A 15,811-nucleotide genomic window follows, 5' to 3' on the forward strand; every position below is an offset into this window, starting at 1 on the left:
GGTGGTCCGGCTGGGGCGGCTCAGGCGAGCCGGCGCGCCTCGATCTCGACGCCCGCCGGTCCGCGCACCGAAGCGTCGCCGAGGCGCGCGGCGCCGGCCGCCTCCAGGCCGCGCAGCGCCGCCGCGGGGTCGTCGGAGGCGAACACCAGCCGGCGCAGCCCGAGCGGGCCGCCCGACAGGTCCTTCGCGTCCACGCCGGTGAACGACATGATCTCCAGGCGCGCGGGCGCGTGGCCGGGCGGGACGAGGAACGTCAGGCGCAGCGACGCGCCGGCGGGCATGCCGGTCATCCGGTCGAACGGCTCCCCCGACATCTCTCCCGCGAACAGCACCTCCAGGCCCGCGCCGGTGAAGAACGCGACCGCCGCGTCGTGGTCGTCCGGGACGAGCACCGCCGTGTGCAGTTCGCCGTGCAGCCGGTCCGGGTCGCCCTCCAGCGCCGGGCTCGGCCGGTGGCCGGCGGCGGCGCGCGGGATCGTCCACCAGACGCCGTCGGCGCCGAGCGCCACGAACTCGCTCAGCGTGGCCGCGCCGTAGGGGTAGGTCACGCGGTCGCGGGACGCGCCTCCGGCGGCGTCGACCGCGGCGGCCGTCCGCTCCAGGTCGCGGGAGTAGATGCCGAGGAGCCGCGGCCCGACGTCCCAGATCCGCGGGGCGGGCGCCTGCGGGGCGTCCGGCGCGGCGACGAGGCGCAGCCGCCCGGTCGGTGATCCCCCGGCGCCGAGCAGGGCCGAGTCGGCGTCCCGCGCCAGCACGTCCATGCCGAAGGCGCGGGTGTGGAAGCCGACGGACGCCGCGAGGTCGCGGGTGGCCACCACGGCCTCGATGACCGCTCCGAGCATGCCTACCTCCATTGGAACGCTGTTCCCGAATTTGGGGATGAGGCTTGCGTCACCCCGTCCCGACAAGCAACATAGACCACGACAGTGAAACATCGTTCCTAGGATCGGAACAAGAAGGAGCGGGTGTGCCGTACGACGTCGTCATCATCGGAGCCGGGACCGGCGGCATCCCCTGCGCCGTGGAGGCCGCCCGGCACGGCGCCCGGGTGCTGCTCGTGGAGAAGGACACCCGGATCGGCGGCACCCTGCACACCAGTGGCGGGCACATGTCCGCCGCCGGGACGCGGCGGCAGCGCGAGCGCGGGATCGCCGACACGGTCGAGGAGCACCTGGCCGACATCGAGCGGATCAGCGGCGGCACCGCCCGCGCCGACCTCGTCGGGCTCGCCGCGCGGCACGCGCCCGAGACCATCGACTGGCTCGACGAGCAGGGCTTCGACTTCGCCCCCGAGTCGCCCCGGCTCGTCTACGGCCACGAGCCCTACGGCGTCCCGCGCACCTACTACGGCAAGGACGGCGGCCTGTCCATCCTGGCCGTCCTCAGGCGGCTGCTGGACGAGCAGGTCGCCGCGGGGCGCGTCGAGCTGTGGCTGGGCAGCACCGCGATCGGCCTCACCGGCGCGCCGGGCGTCACCGTCCTGCGGAACGGGGTCGACGAGGTCGAGGTGACCGCCCCGGCGGTCGTGCTCGCCACCGGCGGCTTCGCCGCCGACCACGAACTGTTCCAGGAGATCGAGGGCGTCCCCCTGGTCAGCGCCGCGCACCCGACGTCCACCGGGGACGGGCTCGTCATCGCGCGCGAGGCGGGCGCCGCGATCGCCGGGCGCGGCCGGTACCTGCCCACGTTCGGCGGGCTGCCGCACCCCACTACCCCGGGGAAGGCCTACTACGAGGAGCGGCCGCTGCTCGTCGCGACCGAGCGGCTCCCCTGGGAGATCTACGTCGACCGCGCGGGCCGCCGCTTCGTCGCCGAGGACGAGCGGAGCATCGACCGCAAGGAGCGCGCCCTCGCCTCCGCCACCGACGGGACGTTCTGGACGGTCTTCGACGACAAGGCGCGGCTCAACTCGGTCCCGATGGTGATCGGCTGGAGCCCCGACGACGTCCTGGCGAAGGCCGGGACCCGCACGGGCGTCCACCGGGCGGACACGATCGCCGGGCTGGCCGCCCTCGCCGGCATCGACGCGGCCGGCCTCACCGCCACCGTGGAACGCTACAACGCGGCCGTGGCCGCCGGGCGCGACGCCGAGTTCGGCCGCGCCCACCTGCCCGCCCCCATCGCGGACGGCCCCTTCTTCGCCATGCAGAACCACGGCATCACCCTGATCACCTTCTCCGGCCTCGACGTGGACGAGCGGCTGCGCGTCCGCCGCGCCGACGGCACCCCGCTGCCCGGCGTGCACGCGCTCGGCGAGCTGATCGGCGCCGCCGCGACCTGCGGCAACAGCTTCTGCGGCGGCATGCTGGTGACCCCGGCCCTGACCTTCGGCCGCCTCCTCGGCCGCCGCCTCGCCACCGGCGCCGGCTGAGGCGGCGCTCCCGCCGGGGTCAGGGCGCCCGCCAGAACGGGTCGCGGCCGATGAAGCCGAGCAGCCGCGTCTGGACGTCCGCGCCGGCGGGCACCTCGACCCGGGGCCCGTACTGGCCGGACGCGCGGAGCACCTCCTCCATCCCCTCCAGGCCGCCGAGGAGCTCGGCGCAGAAGGCGGCGTCGAGCCGGTCGTCCTGACCGGTGGCCCTGGCCAGGTCCCAGGTGTGCATGAACACGTCGGCGGTGTAGAACCGGTCGATCGCGGGCGCGAGCGGCAGGGTGCCGATGTGCGGGTTGGTGAGCTTGCGGTCGGCCGTCTCCGGGTCGTCCAGCACCGCCTGCACGCCGTCGCAGTGCACCTGCCACGCGGCGACGGGGTCCTCGTCCGGCGACGGCCCGGCGGGCAGCCGGACGTCGGCGCCGGAGGCCAGGAACGCGGGGAACCACTCGGTCAGGTGGCGCACGACGTCGCGGGCGGTCCAGCCGGCGACCGGGGACGGCGCGTCCCAGGACCGGGTGCCGCGGACGCGGTCGGTGAACAGCCCGGCGATCTGCCGGTGCCGGTCGGCGGGAGCCTCAGGCAGCGCCATCGGCGATCATCCTCTCCAGTTTGGCGTACCCCTCGTTGACCCCGGTCTCCATGCCGCTGCGCAGCCAGGCGTCGCGGCTCGCGAAGCTGTCGACGAGCGACTGCGCGCGCAGCCGGGTCCGGCCGTCGCCCAGGTCCTCGAACCACAGCGTCTCCAGCGCGACGCCGTCGGGCTCGCCCTCGAACGTGAAGGTCTGCACGATGCGGTCGGGCCGCACCTCGTGGAAGCAGCCGTGGAACCAGTACTCCTCGCCGCCGTCGCCCGACGCGGCGTACCGCCAGCTGCCGCCGGTGCGCGCGTCCCACTGGTCGATGCGGGTGGTCATGCCGTCGGGGCCCACCCACCGCGCGAACAGCTCGGGATCGGTGTGGGCGCGCAGCAGCTGCCCGGGCGTCGCCGCGAAGTCACGGGTCATCCTGATGACCGGCAGCTCCGGGTCGGCCTCGATGGTCGTCTCCGTGGTCATGCTCGTCCTCCTTCATCTGCTCCAGGACGGCGTCGAGGCGGCGGTAGCGCCGCTCGACGCGGGCCCGGTGGCGTTCGATCCAGGTGTCCATCAGGTCGAAGGCCCCGGCCTCCAGGCGCACCCGCCTCGGCTGCGGCCCGGCCGGCCGGGTGACGAGCCCCGCGCCTTCGAGGACCCGCAGGTGCTTGTAGACGGCCTGCAGGGACATCCGGTACGGCTCGGCGAGCTCGCCCACCGTCGCGTCGCCCTCGGAGAGCCGGGCCACCATGTCGCGCCGGGTGGGGTCCGCGAGGGCCGCGAAGGCCTGCGACAGCGCGTCCGCGGTCATCGCCCCTCCACTTTCAACTTGATGGTTTAAAGCCATCGTAGGCCGCGCCACGGCCGGCCGTCAACCTCTCGGTTGAAAGCCCGGCTCCACCTCGGAGTACGGGGGCTAACGGGACGCGGCGCGGGCGCGGCGCGCGGCGGCGCGGCCGGCGCGGCGGCCGAAGAAGGAGCCCTCGCCGAGCTGGGTGCCCGAGCAGTAGCCCGCGCCGTCCTGGGCGATGTTGGACGCGCAGGCTCCGGCCGCGTACAGCCCGGCGATGACCGATCTGTCGGGCCGCCGCACCTCGCCGTCGACGGTGGTGGCCATGCCGCCGAGCGTGAACCCGGCGTACAGGGCGGTGCCGAGGCTCAGGTCGTAGACGCCCCAGGGCCCCCGGGTCTGCGGCGCGAGCCAGTCGGGGTGCTTGTGGAAGTCGGGGTCCTCGCCGCGCGCGGCGTGCTCGTTGTAGCGGGCCATCGTCGCGGCGAGCGAGCCGGAGGGCAGCTTCAGCCCGGCCTCCATCTCCTCGATGGTCTCGTAGCCGTCCTTCAGCGGGACGAGCGGCATCCGCTGCTCCTGCATGTGGTCGCCGTCGGCGATCAGGTAGGCCGCCGCGTCCGGCTGCCGGAGGACGAAGTACGAGGTGCGCGCGTGGTAACTGTCCTCGGCCACGAACCGCTCACCGCGGTTGTTGACGATCAGCCCCTTGACCAGCGACGAGGGCGGGTAGAACGGCGCGGTGACGAAGGGCTCGTCCATGTGCTCCAGCGCGGCGCCGGCCGACTGGCCCAGCCGGATCCCGAGCCCGTCGTCGTAGCTGCCGCCCAGGGTGAACAGCTTCCCGCCGAGGGCCGGCGTGTAGGCGGCGACCATGTCGGAGTTCATCACGAACCCGCCGGCCGCGATGACCACGGCGGCCGCCGCGACCGCGCCGGTCTCGTCGAACCGCCGCCACGCGACACCGGTGACCGCGCCGTCCGCGGCGGCCACCAGGTTGGTCGCGCCCGTCTCGTAGCGGACCTCGACGCCGGCCTCCTCGACCCGGTCCCGCAGCAGGTCCATCACGATCCTGGTGCCCTCGGTGTCGCCGGGCACCGGCACCTTGTGGCCCCGCGGCGCCGGCGGGACCTCGTCGCGGAACGGCCACACCTTCTCGTTGCCGGTGAACATCAGGCCCTCGGTGCCGGGCTGGATCACCGCCTTGCCCGGGAAGTAGGACCGCTCGAACCGGAACCCCAGCGCCTCCAGCCAGTCGAAGTGGGCGACCGATCCCTCGCAGTAGGCGCGGATCTTCTCCTCGTCGGGGTCCTTGGTGCTCGCCGCCAGGTACCGCGCCATCGCCTCGGCGGTGTCCTCGTGGCCGGTGGCCCGCTGGACGGCGGTGCCGCCGCCGAGGTAGAAGTGGCCGCCCGACATGCTGGACGTCCCGCCGTGCACGGCCGCCCGCTCCAGGATCAGCACGCGCGCCCCCGAGCGCGCGGCCTCCAGCGCGGCGCAGCCGCCGGCGATCCCGAAGCCGACGACGACCACGTCGAAGCGCTCGGCGCCGGCGGGCAGGTCCGCGGCCGGCAGGACCGGCGGGACGGCCAGTCCCGCAGAGGGGTGTGCGTCCATCGCCGCCTCACTCAGCCCTTGTGCGGGATCTGGTTGACGGTGCCGCCGTCGATGACGAACTCCGCTCCGGTGGCGTAGGACGACTCGTCGCTCGCCAGGAAGACCACGAAGGAGGCGACGTCCTCGGGCTGCCCGGGACGGCCGAGCGGGATCGGGACCATGTCGTCGGGGATGCCCTCGGTGATCGGCGTGCGGATCAGCCCGGGGTGCAGCGAGTTGACCCGGACGCCGTGCGGCGCGAGTTCGACGGCGACCGACTTGGTCAGGCCGCGCAGGCCCCACTTGGAGGCCACGTAGCCGTGCGCCCAGGAGGTGCCGCGCAGCCCCTCGATGGAGGAGTTGTTGATGATCGAGCCGCCGCCGGCCGCGATCAGCGCGTCGGCCGCCGCGCGGATGCCGAGGAACGGGCCGGTGAGGTTGACGTCGATGATCTGCTGCCACTTCTCCAGCGAGAAGCGGGTGATGGCGGCCCCGTTGGCGATGCCCGCGTTGTTGAACAGCACGTCGAGCCGGCCGAACTCGCCGACGGCCGCGGCGACGGCGGCCGTCCAGTCCTCCGGGCTCGTCACGTCCAGATGCACGTAGCGGCACGCCTCGCCCAGCTCCGCCGCGACCGCGCGGCCCTCGTCGTCGAGGATGTCGCCGATCACGACCCGCGCGCCCTCGGCCACCAGCGCCCGGGCGGCGGCCGCCCCGATGCCGCGCGCGCCGCCGCTGACCAGGGCGACCTTCCCGTCCACACGTCCCATCGGCGGTGTCCTCTCCTCGGTGTGCGTCAGCCGGCCAGCGCCGCCGCGAAGACGCCGCGGGCGGTGTTGAAGGGCAGGTCGAGCGGCGTCCGCAGGCCGGGCGGCGCCGCGACGACGTCGGGGATCGCGTTGACGATGCGCCCGGCGCCCGCCGCGATCGCGGCGTAGTTGTGGTCGCCCCGCGCGCTGGACGGGCAGACGTCGACGCGGTAGGACGGCTCGCCGGTGATCTCGACCCGGTAGGAGCCGCCGTCCTGCGCCGGCCGGGGCCAGTCGGGGCGCAGGTCGGCGCGCAGCCGGGTGGTGTGGTCGATGACCAGCACGTCCTTGCCGGCGGCGACGCCGGTGATCTGGAACCGCATGGCCGCGACCCCGCCCGCCGGGATGTGCCCGGCCGCCACGTCGAACGCCTCCGGCGCGGGCTCCTGCTCGAACCGCTCGGTGATGTCGTCCAGCTCGAAGCCAAAGCCGCGGGCCAGCATCCGAAGGCTGACGCCCCAGGACGCCGCCAGCATCCCCGGCCTGAACATCTTCGGCAGGTCGCCCACGGGGCGGCCGAAGCCCATGAAGTCGAAGATGACCGGGGCGCCGTCGTAGGACGCGTAGTCGGCGATCTCCGAGCAGCGCACCCGCTCCACCCGCTGGCAGGTGCTCGCGATCGCGAAGGGCAGCAGGTCGTTGACCCAGCCGGGGTCGACCCCGGTGGCGAACAGGCTCGTCCCGCCGGCCCGGCAGGCGTCCTCGATCGGGGCGATCATGCGGTCCGGCAGCACGCCCCAAGGGTGGATCAGCGGCACCGGCGAGGACGCGACGACGTCGCTGCCCGAGGCGAGGATCCTGCGGAGGTCGTCGAGCGCCTCCAACAGGCGGGTCTCGCCGAGCGCGCAGTACACGGTGCAGTCCGGCCGCAGGGCGAGCGCCGCGTCCAGGTCGGCGGTGGCGGCGACGCCGGTGACCGTGTCCAGGCCGGCGAGGTCGCCGGCGTCCCGCCCGACCTTCTCCGGGTTCGACACGACCAGTCCGGCCAGCTCGAAACGGGGGTCCTCGATCAGCTGCGACAGGGCGATGCGGCCGACGTTGCCGGTCGCCACGTGCAGGACGCGGATGGCCATGGTGCTCCTCGGCGGCGGGGCTGGTCAGCTGCCTGGACAGGTGTCCACCCTAGCGGCGGGCCGGCCGCCGCCGCAATGGCGCCGGACGAGCGGCGGGCGGTGGCGGCTTTCCTGGACAGCCGTCCAGGCACTATTCCAGAATCGGTAGAACGCGTTCTAGTATGGCGCCATGCGCAACGGAATCGTGCTCTTCACCTCGGACCGCGGCATCACCCCGGCGGCGCTGGCCAAGGCCGCCGAGGAGCGCGGCTTCGACACCTTCTACGTGCCCGAGCACACCCACATACCGGTGCGCCGCGACGCGCTGCACCCCACCGGCGGCGCGGACCTGCCCGACGACCGCTACACCCGTACCCTCGACCCGTGGGTGTCGCTGGCGACCGCCGCCGCGGTGACCTCCCGGATCGGCCTGGCGACCGCGGTCGCGCTGCCGGTGGAGTCCGACCCGATCACCCTCGCCAAGACGCTCGCGACCCTGGACCACCTGTCCGGCGGCCGGGTGACGGTCGGCGCCGGGTTCGGGTGGAACACCGACGAGCTGGCCGACCACCACGTCCCGGCCGCCAGGCGCCGCACCGTCCTCAAGGAGTACCTGGAGGCGATGCGCGCCCTGTGGACGCAGGAGGAGGCGTCCTACGACGGCGAGTTCGTCTCGTTCGGCCCGAGCTGGGCCCACCCCAAGCCCCCGCAGGGCCGCATCCCGGTGATCATCGGCGCGGGCGGCGGGCCCAAGACCATGAAGTGGATCGCGGCCCACGCCGACGGCTGGATGACCACCCCGATCGAGACCGACATCGCCGACCGGGTCGCGCTGCTGCGCAAGGAGTGGGACGAGGCGGGCCGCGCCGGCGAGCCCGACGTGCGGATCCTGGTCGCCAAGAGGCCCACCCCCGGCGACCTCGCCGAATGGGAGGCCGCCGGGGCCGCCGAGCTGATCTGGGGCGTGCCGGACGCGGACGAGTCCGCCGTCCTGGCGTACCTGGACAAGACCGCCGCCCGGCTCGGCCTGGCCCAGAGCTGACGACCGGCCCGTCCGAAGCCGACGACCGAGGAGACCGGTAGATGACCCCAGCGCCCCCGCCGAGCCGCTACGCCGCCCTGCCCCGGGAGCGGCTCGCGGCCGCCGTCCCCGAACTGCTGCTGATCGGGCAGCTCATCGACCGCTCCGGGATGGCGTGGTGCATCTCCGCGTTCGGGCGGGAGGAGATGGCGCGGATCGCGATCGAGGAGTGGGCGGCCTCCAGCCCGATCTACACCCGCCGGATGCAGCGGGCGCTCGGCTACGCACCCGACGTCCCCGGCAAGGGCGACGTGCCGACCATCTTCAAGGGCCTCCAGCTCGACATCGGCGCTCCCCCGCAGTTCATGGACTTCCGCTACACGGTCCACGACCGGTGGCACGGCGAGTTCCACCTCGACTACTGCGGCGCCCTCATGGACGTCGAGCCCATGGGCGAGGACTACGTCCGCTCCATGTGCCACGACATCGAGGACCCGACCTTCGACGCGACCGCCGTCGCCACCAACCCCAGGGCGCAGGTGCGGCCGATCCACCGGCCGCCGCGCCTGCCCGCCGGCCGGCACCCCCACTGCGCGTGGACGGTCACCATCGACGAGGCGCACCCGGAGGCGCGGGGCATCCCGCTGCTGGCCGTCAACGAGCGGTCCCGCGCCGCGACCCTCGAACTCGCGCCGATCGACCCCGCCGGCGACGGCCTCGCCGACTACTCCGGCCCGCTGCTGTCCGACCTGGACTTCGCCGCCTTCTCCCACTCCGCGCTGGCGCGGATCGCCGACGAGGTGTGCCTGCAGATGCACCTGCTCGACCGCGCCTTCGCGCTCGCCGTCGCCGAGCGCGCCGACGGCGCCGGCGCGCTGCTGCGGATCCGCCGCAAGCAGCTCGTCGGCGTCGCGGGCATCGCCGCCGAACGGCTCGCCCGCGCCCTGGACCTGCCCAGGGACGAGCAGGGCGCGGCCCGCGTCCTGGCTCTGCACCCGCTCCTCAACCCCGCCGCCTACGTCGACGCCGACATCGACGGCGCGACGGTCACCGTCCGGCCGTCCGCCGCCCACGAGGACGGCGCCTGGATCTCGCTGTGCGGCCCGGACTGGACGGACGCGCTGCAGGCCGTCGTCCGCGCCGTGGACCCCCACCTCGATGTCGAGGTCAGCGGGGACGGCCCGGGATGGCGGCTGGCCGTCGTCCGGCGCGCGGAGCCGGCCCCCGAGGCCGGCGAGGTCGCCGTCGTCCGGTTCAGCACCGGCGCCGGCTTCGCCTTCGAGCCCCGCCGGCCGCTGCCGATCACGCCCGTCTGACCCCGCGGGGCGGGCGCGGGCCGGGTCAGAAGGGGAACTCGCGGTCCTGGTCGCGGACGGTGACCCACTGGAGCTCGCAGAACTCCTCGGCCGCGAACCCCAGCCCGAACCGGCCCCAGCCGGTGTCCTTGACGCCGCCGAACGGCATCTGCGGCTCGTCGTTGACGGGCTGGTCGTTGACGTGGACGATGCCGGCGTCGAGCGCCGCCGCCAGCCGGAGCCCGCGCCGGCGGTCGCCGGTGATGACCGAGGCGACGAGCCCGAGGTCGGAGGCGTTGGCGCGGGCGACGGCCGCCTCGGCGGAGTCGGCCGCCTCCAGCACCACCACCGGGCCGAACGTCTCGCCCTGCGCGATCTCGGCCTCGTCCGGCACGTCGGCGAGCACGGTGGCCGGGTAGCACGGCGGCCGGGGGTCGCCGCCCGCCAGCACACGGGCGCCGAGCCCCACCGCCTCCTTGACGCGGCGGTCGATCAGCGCGAGGGCCCACTCGTTGATCACCGGGCCCACGACGGTGGCCGGGTCGGACGGGTCGCCGGTCGGCAGCGCGGCGGCCCGGGCCGCGAACCGCTCGGCGAACTCCTCCATCAGCGGCCGCTCGACGTAGATCCGCCGGGCGCACATGCAGACCTGCCCCTGGTGCACGAACGCGCCGTAGACGGCGGCGTCCACGGCGTAGCCGAGGTCGGCGTCGCCCGCGACGATGAGCGGGTTCTGCCCGCTGAGCTGCAGCACGATCCGCTTGAGGTGCCGGCCCGCCCGCTCGGCGAGGCGCCGGCCGGTCGGGGTGGAGCCGGTGAAGTTGATCCGCCGGACGAGCGGGCTGGCGAGCAGCGCGTCGCCGATGGCGCCGGCCTCGCCGGGCGCGTGGGTGACGACGTTCAGCGCCCCGGCGGGCAGGCCGGCCTCGTGCAGGATCTCCGCCCAGAGCGCGCCGCCGGTGTAGGGCGCGTCCTCCGACGGCTTGAGCACCACGGTGTTGCCGAGCGCGAGCGGTCCGACGACGGCCCGTCCGGCGAGGCTGAGCGAGGCGTTCCACGGCGCGATCGCCGCGACCACGCCCACCGGGCGCCGCACCGCCATCGCGGTGGTGCCCGCGACGTCCGACGGGAGCAGCTCCCCCGCCGGGCGGTAGGCCAGCTGGGCGGCCTGGCGGAGCAGCCGGACGGCGAAGCCGAGCTGGACGCCGCCGAAGACGGAGCCGCAGCCGGTCTCGGCGGCCAGCGCGGCGAGCACCTCGGCGCGGCGGCGCTCCAGGACGTCGGCCGCGCGCAGGAAGACCAGCTGCCGCTCGTGCGGCGGCGTCCGCGCCCAGCCGCCGAACGCGGCGTGGGCGGCCGCCACGGCCCGGTCGGCGTCCTCGATGTCGCCGGCGGCGACCTCGCTGACCGTCTCGCCCGACCACGGGGAGCGGTTCAGGTAGGAGCGCCCGGACGCGGGCTCGGTCCACTCGCCGCCGATGAAGTGCCCGACGCGCGGCTTGCGCCGGCCGTTCCCGTTCGGCTCCGCTTCGGCCATGGGGGTCGGATCTCCTCGCTCGTGTTCGCCGGCACCGGCCTCAGAAGACTGCCATCCGGCCGGGGTGGTCAAAAACGTTCGGATATATGGAATCTCTGACCCGTATTCTGACCGTGTGACCGACGACGACTCCGCCCGCACGCGCGCCCGCACGGCCGCCGACCCCGCGTTCTCCGCGTCGCTGGAGCGCGGGCTGCGCGTGCTGTCCGCCTTCACCGGCAGCCGCTCGGTGCTGGGCGTCGCCGACCTCGCCCGGGCCGCGGGGCTGACCAAGAGCACGACCCACCGGTACGTCGCCACGCTGACCAAGCTCGGCTACCTCCAGCAGGACCCGGAGACCAAGAAGTACTCCCTCGGCCCGCGCGCGGTGGACCTCGGGTTCGCGGCGATCGACTCCATGGAGCTGACGGGCCTCGCCGGCCCGCCGCTCCAGGCGCTGGCCGACGAGACCGGCTACACCGCCAGCCTGGGGCTGAGCGACGGCCCCGACGTCGTCTACGTCGACCGCCGCCGCAGCGGGCGGCGCAGCGCGCTCGCCATGGACCTCAACCTGCACGTGGGGTCGCGGCTTCCGGCCTACTGCACGTCGATGGGCAAGGTGCTGCTGGCCTACAAGGACGCCGCGGAGCTGCGGCAGCTCCTCGACCGCACCGACATGGCGCGCCGGGGCCCGAAGACGATCACCAACCGGGAGCAGCTCACCGCCGCGCTCGCCCGGGTGCGGCAGAGCGGCGTGGCGGTCAACGACGAGGAGCTCGCGCCGGGCCTGCGCTCGTTCGCGGCGCCGGTCCGCGACCGCTCGGGCGCGGTCATCGCGGCGGTCAACGTGGCCGTCCACCTGACCGTCGCGCCCGCGTCGGTCGAGGCCCTCGCCGGACGGGTCGAGCCGCCGCTGCGGCGCGCCGCCGCCGAGATCTCCCGGCGGCTCGGCCATCGGCCCATGTCCGAGCCGCGTTCCAGATAGCAAACTGGCGTTCGACTCCTCGGAACAGCCGGTTGCCCCTCAGGTCGGGGGCCCGTACGGTCACGTCAACTTTCCGCCGCCAGGGCCGCGCCCCCTCGGCCGCGCGGCGGCCCGGCCAGGTGTTACCCCGAGCTACCACGGCGTTCCCGAGCACGAAGGACCCGCCCGTCCCGTCCTGCGAGCGCCGCGGCGACAAGGAGTTGGGCGTGAACGTGAACTCGGCGCGTGACCACATGTCCGCGACCGAGGCCGCGACGGCGGGTGCGGTGATCGTCGTCGAGGACGTGGCCGTGCCCGGCGAACCTCGCATGCCGGGGGCGGTGCCGGGCAGGATCCCCGCCGAGGCGGGCGCGTTCCACCGGCGCCCCGGCTCACCTCGCTGTTCAACGCCGCCGGGCGCGCCGGCGCCGTGCCCGGCCCGGCACGCCTCGGCGAGCGGCTGATCCCGCGGCCGCCCCGGCCTGATCTCGGCAGCCGGCGCTCAAGCCCGCACTCCGCATGAACCACTGAAGTACGAACCACCGAAGAAGGGACGACAGCCGTGGGACTGCTCGACAGCGTCGACTGGCAGGGAAAGATCTTCAAGAACGGGGCGTGGACGGCGGCGCACGGCGGCGACTACGCCGTGGTCGAGCCCGCGACCGGCGGGGAGCTCGGCCGGATGGGGCAGGCCTCCCCCGCGGACGTCGCGGAGGCCGCCGCGAGCGCCGCCGCGGCGCAGCGGGAGTGGGCCGCGCTGCCGCACCCCGCCCGCGCCGCCGTGCTGCGCCGGGCCGGCGACCTGTGGCAGCGGCACGCCGAGGAGATCAGCGGCTGGAACATCCGCGAGGTCGGCGCGGTCCCCGGCATGGCCGGGTTCGCGCTGCACGTCGCGGCGGAGGAGTGCTACGAGGCGGCCGGGCTGCCGTCCCGCCCGATCGGCGAGGTGCTGCCGTCGGAGGAGCCGCGGCTGTCCATGGCGCGCCGCATGCCGGCCGGCGTGGTCGCGGTGATCTCGCCGTTCAACGTGCCGATCATCCTCGGCATCCGCTCGGTCGCGCCGGCGCTCGCGCTCGGCAACGCCGTGCTGCTCAAGCCCGACCCGCGCACCGCCGTCACCGGCGGCACCCTGATGGCGCGCGTGTTCGAGGAGGCCGGGCTGCCGCCGGGCGTCCTGCAGATGCTGCCCGGCGGCGCGGACGCCGGGGAGGCGCTGATCACCGACCCGCACGTGCGGGTCATCTCCTTCACCGGCTCCACCCCGGTCGGCCGCCGCATCGGCGAGCTGGCCGGCCGCCACCTCAAGCGCGCCCACCTGGAGCTCGGCGGCAACTCCGCGCTGCTCGTGCTGGACGACGCCGACGTCGACGCGGCGGTGAACCTCGCCACCTGGGGCTCGTTCTTCCACCAGGGCCAGATCTGCATGACCACCGGCCGCCACCTGGTCGCCGACCGGCTCTACGACGAGTTCGTGGAGCGGCTCGCCGCCAAGGCCGGCGCGCTCGCGGTCGGCGACCCGGCCGGCGGCGAGGTCGCGCTCGGCCCGGTCATCGACGCCGGGCAGCGCGACAAGATCCACGGCATGGTCACCGCGAGCGTCGAGCAGGGCGCGACGCTCGCCTCCGGCGGCACCTACGAGGAGCTGTTCTACCGGCCGACGGTGCTGGCCGACATCCCGCTGACCGCGCCCGCGTTCGCCGACGAGGTCTTCGGCCCGATCGCCCCGGTCACCCGCGTGTCGTCGGTGTCGGAGGCGGCGGAGCTGGCCGCCGCGAGCGACTACGGCCTCTCGCTCGGCATCGTGACCCGGGACGTCATGCGCGGCCTGGCCGTCGCCGAGCAGATCCCGACGGGGATCGTCCACATCAACGACCAGACGGTCAACGACGAGGCCAACGCCCCGTTCGGCGGGGTGCGGGCCTCCGGCACCGGCTCCCGCTTCGGCGGCGCCGCGGCGAACATCGAGGCGTTCACCGAGACCCGCTGGATCACCATGCGGGGCGAGCCGGCGCAGTACCCGCTCTGACCGGCGGCGTCCGGGCGCGGCCGTGCGCCGCGCCCGTGCGCGGGGCTCAGGCCGCCCGCGCGACCGGCTCGTCCCAGTCGATGTGGTGGCGGTACATCCAGGCGAGCGACTCGGCGCTCGCCGACCTCTTGAGGAAGACCGGCATCATCAGGTCGCGGAAGACGCGGGCGACCGGCCCGGCGGCCTTGCTGCCGCTGATCCTGGCCGAGTAGGCGACGACCCGCTCGGCGCGGGGGCGGCGCAGCGCCTCGAAGCGGGCGAACGCCTCCGCGTGGCCGGGCAGGTCGCGCAGGCACTTGGCCAGGACCAGCGCGTCCTCGACGGCCAGCGAGGCGCCCTGCCCGGAGCTCGGCGAGGTGGCGTGGGCGGCGTCCCCGGTCAGCACCGTCCGGCCGCGGTGCCACACCGGGACCGGTGGCAGGTCGTAGACGGGCAGGGCGGGGCCGGCCGGGCTCATCTCGACGATCTCGGCCGACCGGTTGGCATCGCCCCGCAGCGCCTCGACCAGGGTGCGCTTCCAGCTCTCGGCGGACGTCGCGGCGAGCGACTCCCGCGTCGGCGCGTCCCGGTGGGGCAGGTTGGCGAACCACCAGGTGCGGCCCTGCTCGTCCACCGTGTGGCCGAAGAAGGCCCGCTTGCCGAAGACCATGTGGTAGCCGCCGGGGTCGGCCTCGGCTGCGGGGTCGTCGACGATGCCGCCGAAGCTGAGCAGCCCGGTGTAGCGGGCCCGCGGCGCGGCCGGGTCGAGCAGGGCGCGGGTCGTGGAGTGGACGCCGTCGGCTCCGATCAGCAGGTCGCCGGTGGCCTCGGTGCCGTCGGCGAACCGGGCGGTCACCGCGCCCCCGGCCTCCTCGATCGCCACCAGTTCCTTGCCGTACTCGACGGCGATGCCGCGCGCCGCGGCCTCGTCGCGGACGATCCGGTACAGGTCGGCGCGCTGGACGGTGTGGCTCTCGGTGCCGTCGGCCAGCCGCAGCCCGTTGGCGACCTCGCCGAGCCGCTTGCCGGTGCCGCTCCACATCACCATCCGGGGCGTGCGGACGCCCGCGGCCATGACGGCTTCGTGGGCGTCCAGGACGCGCAGCGCGTCCAGTCCGTTCGAGGCGATGTTGAGGAAGGAGCCGACGTCGTCCGCCGCCTTCGCGTACGCCTCGTAGACGACCGCGTCGATGCCGGCGCGCCGCAGCGCCATGGCGATCGCGGGTCCGCCGATGCCGCAGCCGATGATCAGTGCCGTGCGCCCCATGTCCGGGCCTCCCGTCGTGGTATTATTTAGTTCGTCCGAACGAAATATATGGAGAGGCATACCGGGTGTCAAGATCGGATCGTCGGGAGGAGCTGCTCGCGGCGCTGGGCCGGGCGGGCCGCGAGCAGAGCAACGCCACGGTGATGTACCACTCGGCGCTCAGCGCGCGGATGGGGCTCGGCATGACCGAGGAGAAGGCGCTCGACCTGCTGCAGCGGCTCGGCCCGCTCTCCGCGGGCGACCTCGCCCGGCACTCGGGCCTCGCCCCGGCCTCGGTCAGCGGCCTGATCGACCGGCTGCAGGCCAAGGGGTTCGTCCGCCGGGTCCGCGACGAGGGCGACCGGCGGCGGGTGATCGTGGAGATCGACCCGTCCCGCGTCCAGGCGTTCGCGGAGCTGTTCGCCGGCTTCGTCCGCGGCCTGGACGAGATGTACGCCGCCTACGGCGACGACGAGCTGGCACTGATCCTGGACTTCCTGCGCCGCGTCACCGCCGTCCAGCGGGAAGCCACGATCCGGCTGACCGGCCAGGACGGCGCGGGCGGCTGACGCCC

The 15,811-nt window shown here is 74.7% G+C and carries 16 protein-coding genes; 7 read left to right on the forward strand and 9 right to left on the reverse strand.

The window, feature by feature from the left end:
* Positions 1 to 20: 20 nt before the first annotated feature.
* Entirely contained in the window at positions 21 to 842 is an 822-nt protein-coding gene (locus HUT06_RS24525; protein ID WP_176197877.1) for a VOC family protein, read from the reverse strand.
* Positions 843 to 967: 125 nt separating this feature from the next.
* On the opposite strand from HUT06_RS24525, the gene HUT06_RS24530 reads away from it, so the two are divergent.
* The gene (locus tag HUT06_RS24530; RefSeq protein WP_176197878.1) at positions 968 to 2,371 is read left to right on the forward strand and encodes an FAD-dependent oxidoreductase; all 1,404 of its coding nucleotides are present in this window, start codon (positions 968 to 970) and stop codon (positions 2,369 to 2,371) included.
* Between the two features lie 19 nt (positions 2,372 to 2,390).
* Here HUT06_RS24530 and HUT06_RS24535 read toward each other — a convergent pair whose 3' ends face one another.
* From HUT06_RS24535 to HUT06_RS24560, 6 genes are all read right to left on the reverse strand, one after another.
* Positions 2,391 to 2,963, reverse strand: a complete 573-nt coding sequence (locus tag HUT06_RS24535; protein WP_176197879.1) for a TIGR03086 family metal-binding protein — start codon at positions 2,961 to 2,963, stop codon at positions 2,391 to 2,393.
* Positions 2,950 to 3,429, reverse strand: a complete 480-nt coding sequence (locus HUT06_RS24540; RefSeq protein WP_176197880.1) for an SRPBCC family protein — start codon at positions 3,427 to 3,429, stop codon at positions 2,950 to 2,952. The genes HUT06_RS24535 and HUT06_RS24540 overlap by 14 nt, the downstream gene beginning before the upstream one ends.
* Complete coding sequence (locus HUT06_RS24545; protein WP_176197881.1) at positions 3,368 to 3,757, reverse strand: helix-turn-helix transcriptional regulator; 390 nt, start codon at positions 3,755 to 3,757, stop codon at positions 3,368 to 3,370. Before HUT06_RS24545 ends, HUT06_RS24540 begins: the two co-directional genes overlap by 62 nt.
* Before the next feature lie 105 nt (positions 3,758 to 3,862).
* Positions 3,863 to 5,350 carry an FAD-binding protein gene (locus HUT06_RS24550; protein WP_176197882.1) on the reverse strand — a complete coding sequence of 496 codons (1,488 nt, stop codon included), beginning with the start codon at positions 5,348 to 5,350 and terminating at the stop codon, positions 3,863 to 3,865.
* 11 nt (positions 5,351 to 5,361) lie between these two features.
* Positions 5,362 to 6,099: a glucose 1-dehydrogenase gene (locus HUT06_RS24555; RefSeq protein WP_176197883.1), complete on the reverse strand. Its 738-nt coding sequence runs from the start codon at positions 6,097 to 6,099 to the stop codon at positions 5,362 to 5,364.
* A 26-nt stretch (positions 6,100 to 6,125) separates the two neighbouring features.
* Complete coding sequence (locus HUT06_RS24560; RefSeq protein ID WP_176197884.1) at positions 6,126 to 7,211, reverse strand: diacylglycerol kinase; 1,086 nt, start codon at positions 7,209 to 7,211, stop codon at positions 6,126 to 6,128.
* Positions 7,212 to 7,380: 169 nt separating this feature from the next.
* Between HUT06_RS24560 and HUT06_RS24565 the strand changes: the two genes are divergently transcribed.
* Together HUT06_RS24565 and HUT06_RS24570 are read left to right on the forward strand one after the other, a co-directional pair.
* Positions 7,381 to 8,232, forward strand: a complete 852-nt coding sequence (locus HUT06_RS24565; protein ID WP_176197885.1) for an LLM class F420-dependent oxidoreductase — start codon at positions 7,381 to 7,383, stop codon at positions 8,230 to 8,232.
* A 41-nt stretch (positions 8,233 to 8,273) separates the two neighbouring features.
* Entirely contained in the window at positions 8,274 to 9,527 is a 1,254-nt protein-coding gene (locus HUT06_RS24570; protein WP_176197886.1) for a hypothetical protein, read from the forward strand.
* Between the two features lie 25 nt (positions 9,528 to 9,552).
* Here the strand turns inward: HUT06_RS24570 and HUT06_RS24575 are convergent, their stop codons facing one another.
* A complete protein-coding gene (locus HUT06_RS24575; protein WP_176197887.1) occupies positions 9,553 to 11,043 on the reverse strand; it encodes an aldehyde dehydrogenase family protein in 1,491 nt (496 codons plus the stop codon).
* Positions 11,044 to 11,158: 115 nt separating this feature from the next.
* Between HUT06_RS24575 and HUT06_RS24580 the strand changes: the two genes are divergently transcribed.
* The 3 genes from HUT06_RS24580 to HUT06_RS24590 all read left to right on the forward strand — a co-directional run bounded on the left by HUT06_RS24580 (position 11,159) and on the right by HUT06_RS24590 (position 14,012).
* Positions 11,159 to 12,007 carry an IclR family transcriptional regulator gene (locus HUT06_RS24580; RefSeq protein WP_254715362.1) on the forward strand — a complete coding sequence of 283 codons (849 nt, stop codon included), beginning with the start codon at positions 11,159 to 11,161 and terminating at the stop codon, positions 12,005 to 12,007.
* 206 nt (positions 12,008 to 12,213) lie between these two features.
* Entirely contained in the window at positions 12,214 to 12,450 is a 237-nt protein-coding gene (locus HUT06_RS24585; RefSeq protein ID WP_176197888.1) for a hypothetical protein, read from the forward strand.
* Between the two features lie 98 nt (positions 12,451 to 12,548).
* Positions 12,549 to 14,012: an aldehyde dehydrogenase family protein gene (locus HUT06_RS24590; protein WP_176197889.1), complete on the forward strand. Its 1,464-nt coding sequence runs from the start codon at positions 12,549 to 12,551 to the stop codon at positions 14,010 to 14,012.
* A 46-nt stretch (positions 14,013 to 14,058) separates the two neighbouring features.
* On the opposite strand, the gene HUT06_RS24595 is transcribed toward HUT06_RS24590, so the two are convergent.
* Positions 14,059 to 15,258 carry an FAD-dependent monooxygenase gene (locus HUT06_RS24595; protein ID WP_176197890.1) on the reverse strand — a complete coding sequence of 400 codons (1,200 nt, stop codon included), beginning with the start codon at positions 15,256 to 15,258 and terminating at the stop codon, positions 14,059 to 14,061.
* A 65-nt stretch (positions 15,259 to 15,323) separates the two neighbouring features.
* Between HUT06_RS24595 and HUT06_RS24600 the strand changes: the two genes are divergently transcribed.
* The gene (locus tag HUT06_RS24600) at positions 15,324 to 15,806 is read left to right on the forward strand and encodes a MarR family winged helix-turn-helix transcriptional regulator (protein WP_254715363.1); all 483 of its coding nucleotides are present in this window, start codon (positions 15,324 to 15,326) and stop codon (positions 15,804 to 15,806) included.
* The last annotated feature ends 5 nt before the right edge of the window (positions 15,807 to 15,811 follow it).

This window comes from Actinomadura sp. NAK00032 (assembly GCF_013364275.1).
In the GTDB taxonomy this organism is placed as follows: Bacteria; Actinomycetota; Actinomycetes; order Streptosporangiales; family Streptosporangiaceae; genus Spirillospora.

What these genes read in the sequence shown, in the direction of transcription:
- HUT06_RS24525 (WP_176197877.1), bottom strand. Translation starts at nt 842, where the DNA reads ATGCTCGGAGCGGTCATCGAGGCCGTGGTGGCCACCCGCGACCTCGCG.
- HUT06_RS24535 (WP_176197879.1), bottom strand. Translation starts at nt 2,963, where the DNA reads ATGGCGCTGCCTGAGGCTCCCGCCGACCGGCACCGGCAGATCGCCGGG.
- HUT06_RS24540 (WP_176197880.1), bottom strand. Translation starts at nt 3,429, where the DNA reads ATGACCACGGAGACGACCATCGAGGCCGACCCGGAGCTGCCGGTCATC.
- HUT06_RS24545 (WP_176197881.1), bottom strand. Translation starts at nt 3,757, where the DNA reads ATGACCGCGGACGCGCTGTCGCAGGCCTTCGCGGCCCTCGCGGACCCC.
- HUT06_RS24550 (WP_176197882.1), bottom strand. Translation starts at nt 5,350, where the DNA reads ATGGACGCACACCCCTCTGCGGGACTGGCCGTCCCGCCGGTCCTGCCG.
- HUT06_RS24555 (WP_176197883.1), bottom strand. Translation starts at nt 6,099, where the DNA reads ATGGGACGTGTGGACGGGAAGGTCGCCCTGGTCAGCGGCGGCGCGCGC.
- HUT06_RS24560 (WP_176197884.1), bottom strand. Translation starts at nt 7,211, where the DNA reads ATGGCCATCCGCGTCCTGCACGTGGCGACCGGCAACGTCGGCCGCATC.
- HUT06_RS24565 (WP_176197885.1), top strand. Translation starts at nt 7,381, where the DNA reads ATGCGCAACGGAATCGTGCTCTTCACCTCGGACCGCGGCATCACCCCG.
- HUT06_RS24570 (WP_176197886.1), top strand. Translation starts at nt 8,274, where the DNA reads ATGACCCCAGCGCCCCCGCCGAGCCGCTACGCCGCCCTGCCCCGGGAG.
- HUT06_RS24575 (WP_176197887.1), bottom strand. Translation starts at nt 11,043, where the DNA reads ATGGCCGAAGCGGAGCCGAACGGGAACGGCCGGCGCAAGCCGCGCGTC.
- HUT06_RS24595 (WP_176197890.1), bottom strand. Translation starts at nt 15,258, where the DNA reads ATGGGGCGCACGGCACTGATCATCGGCTGCGGCATCGGCGGACCCGCG.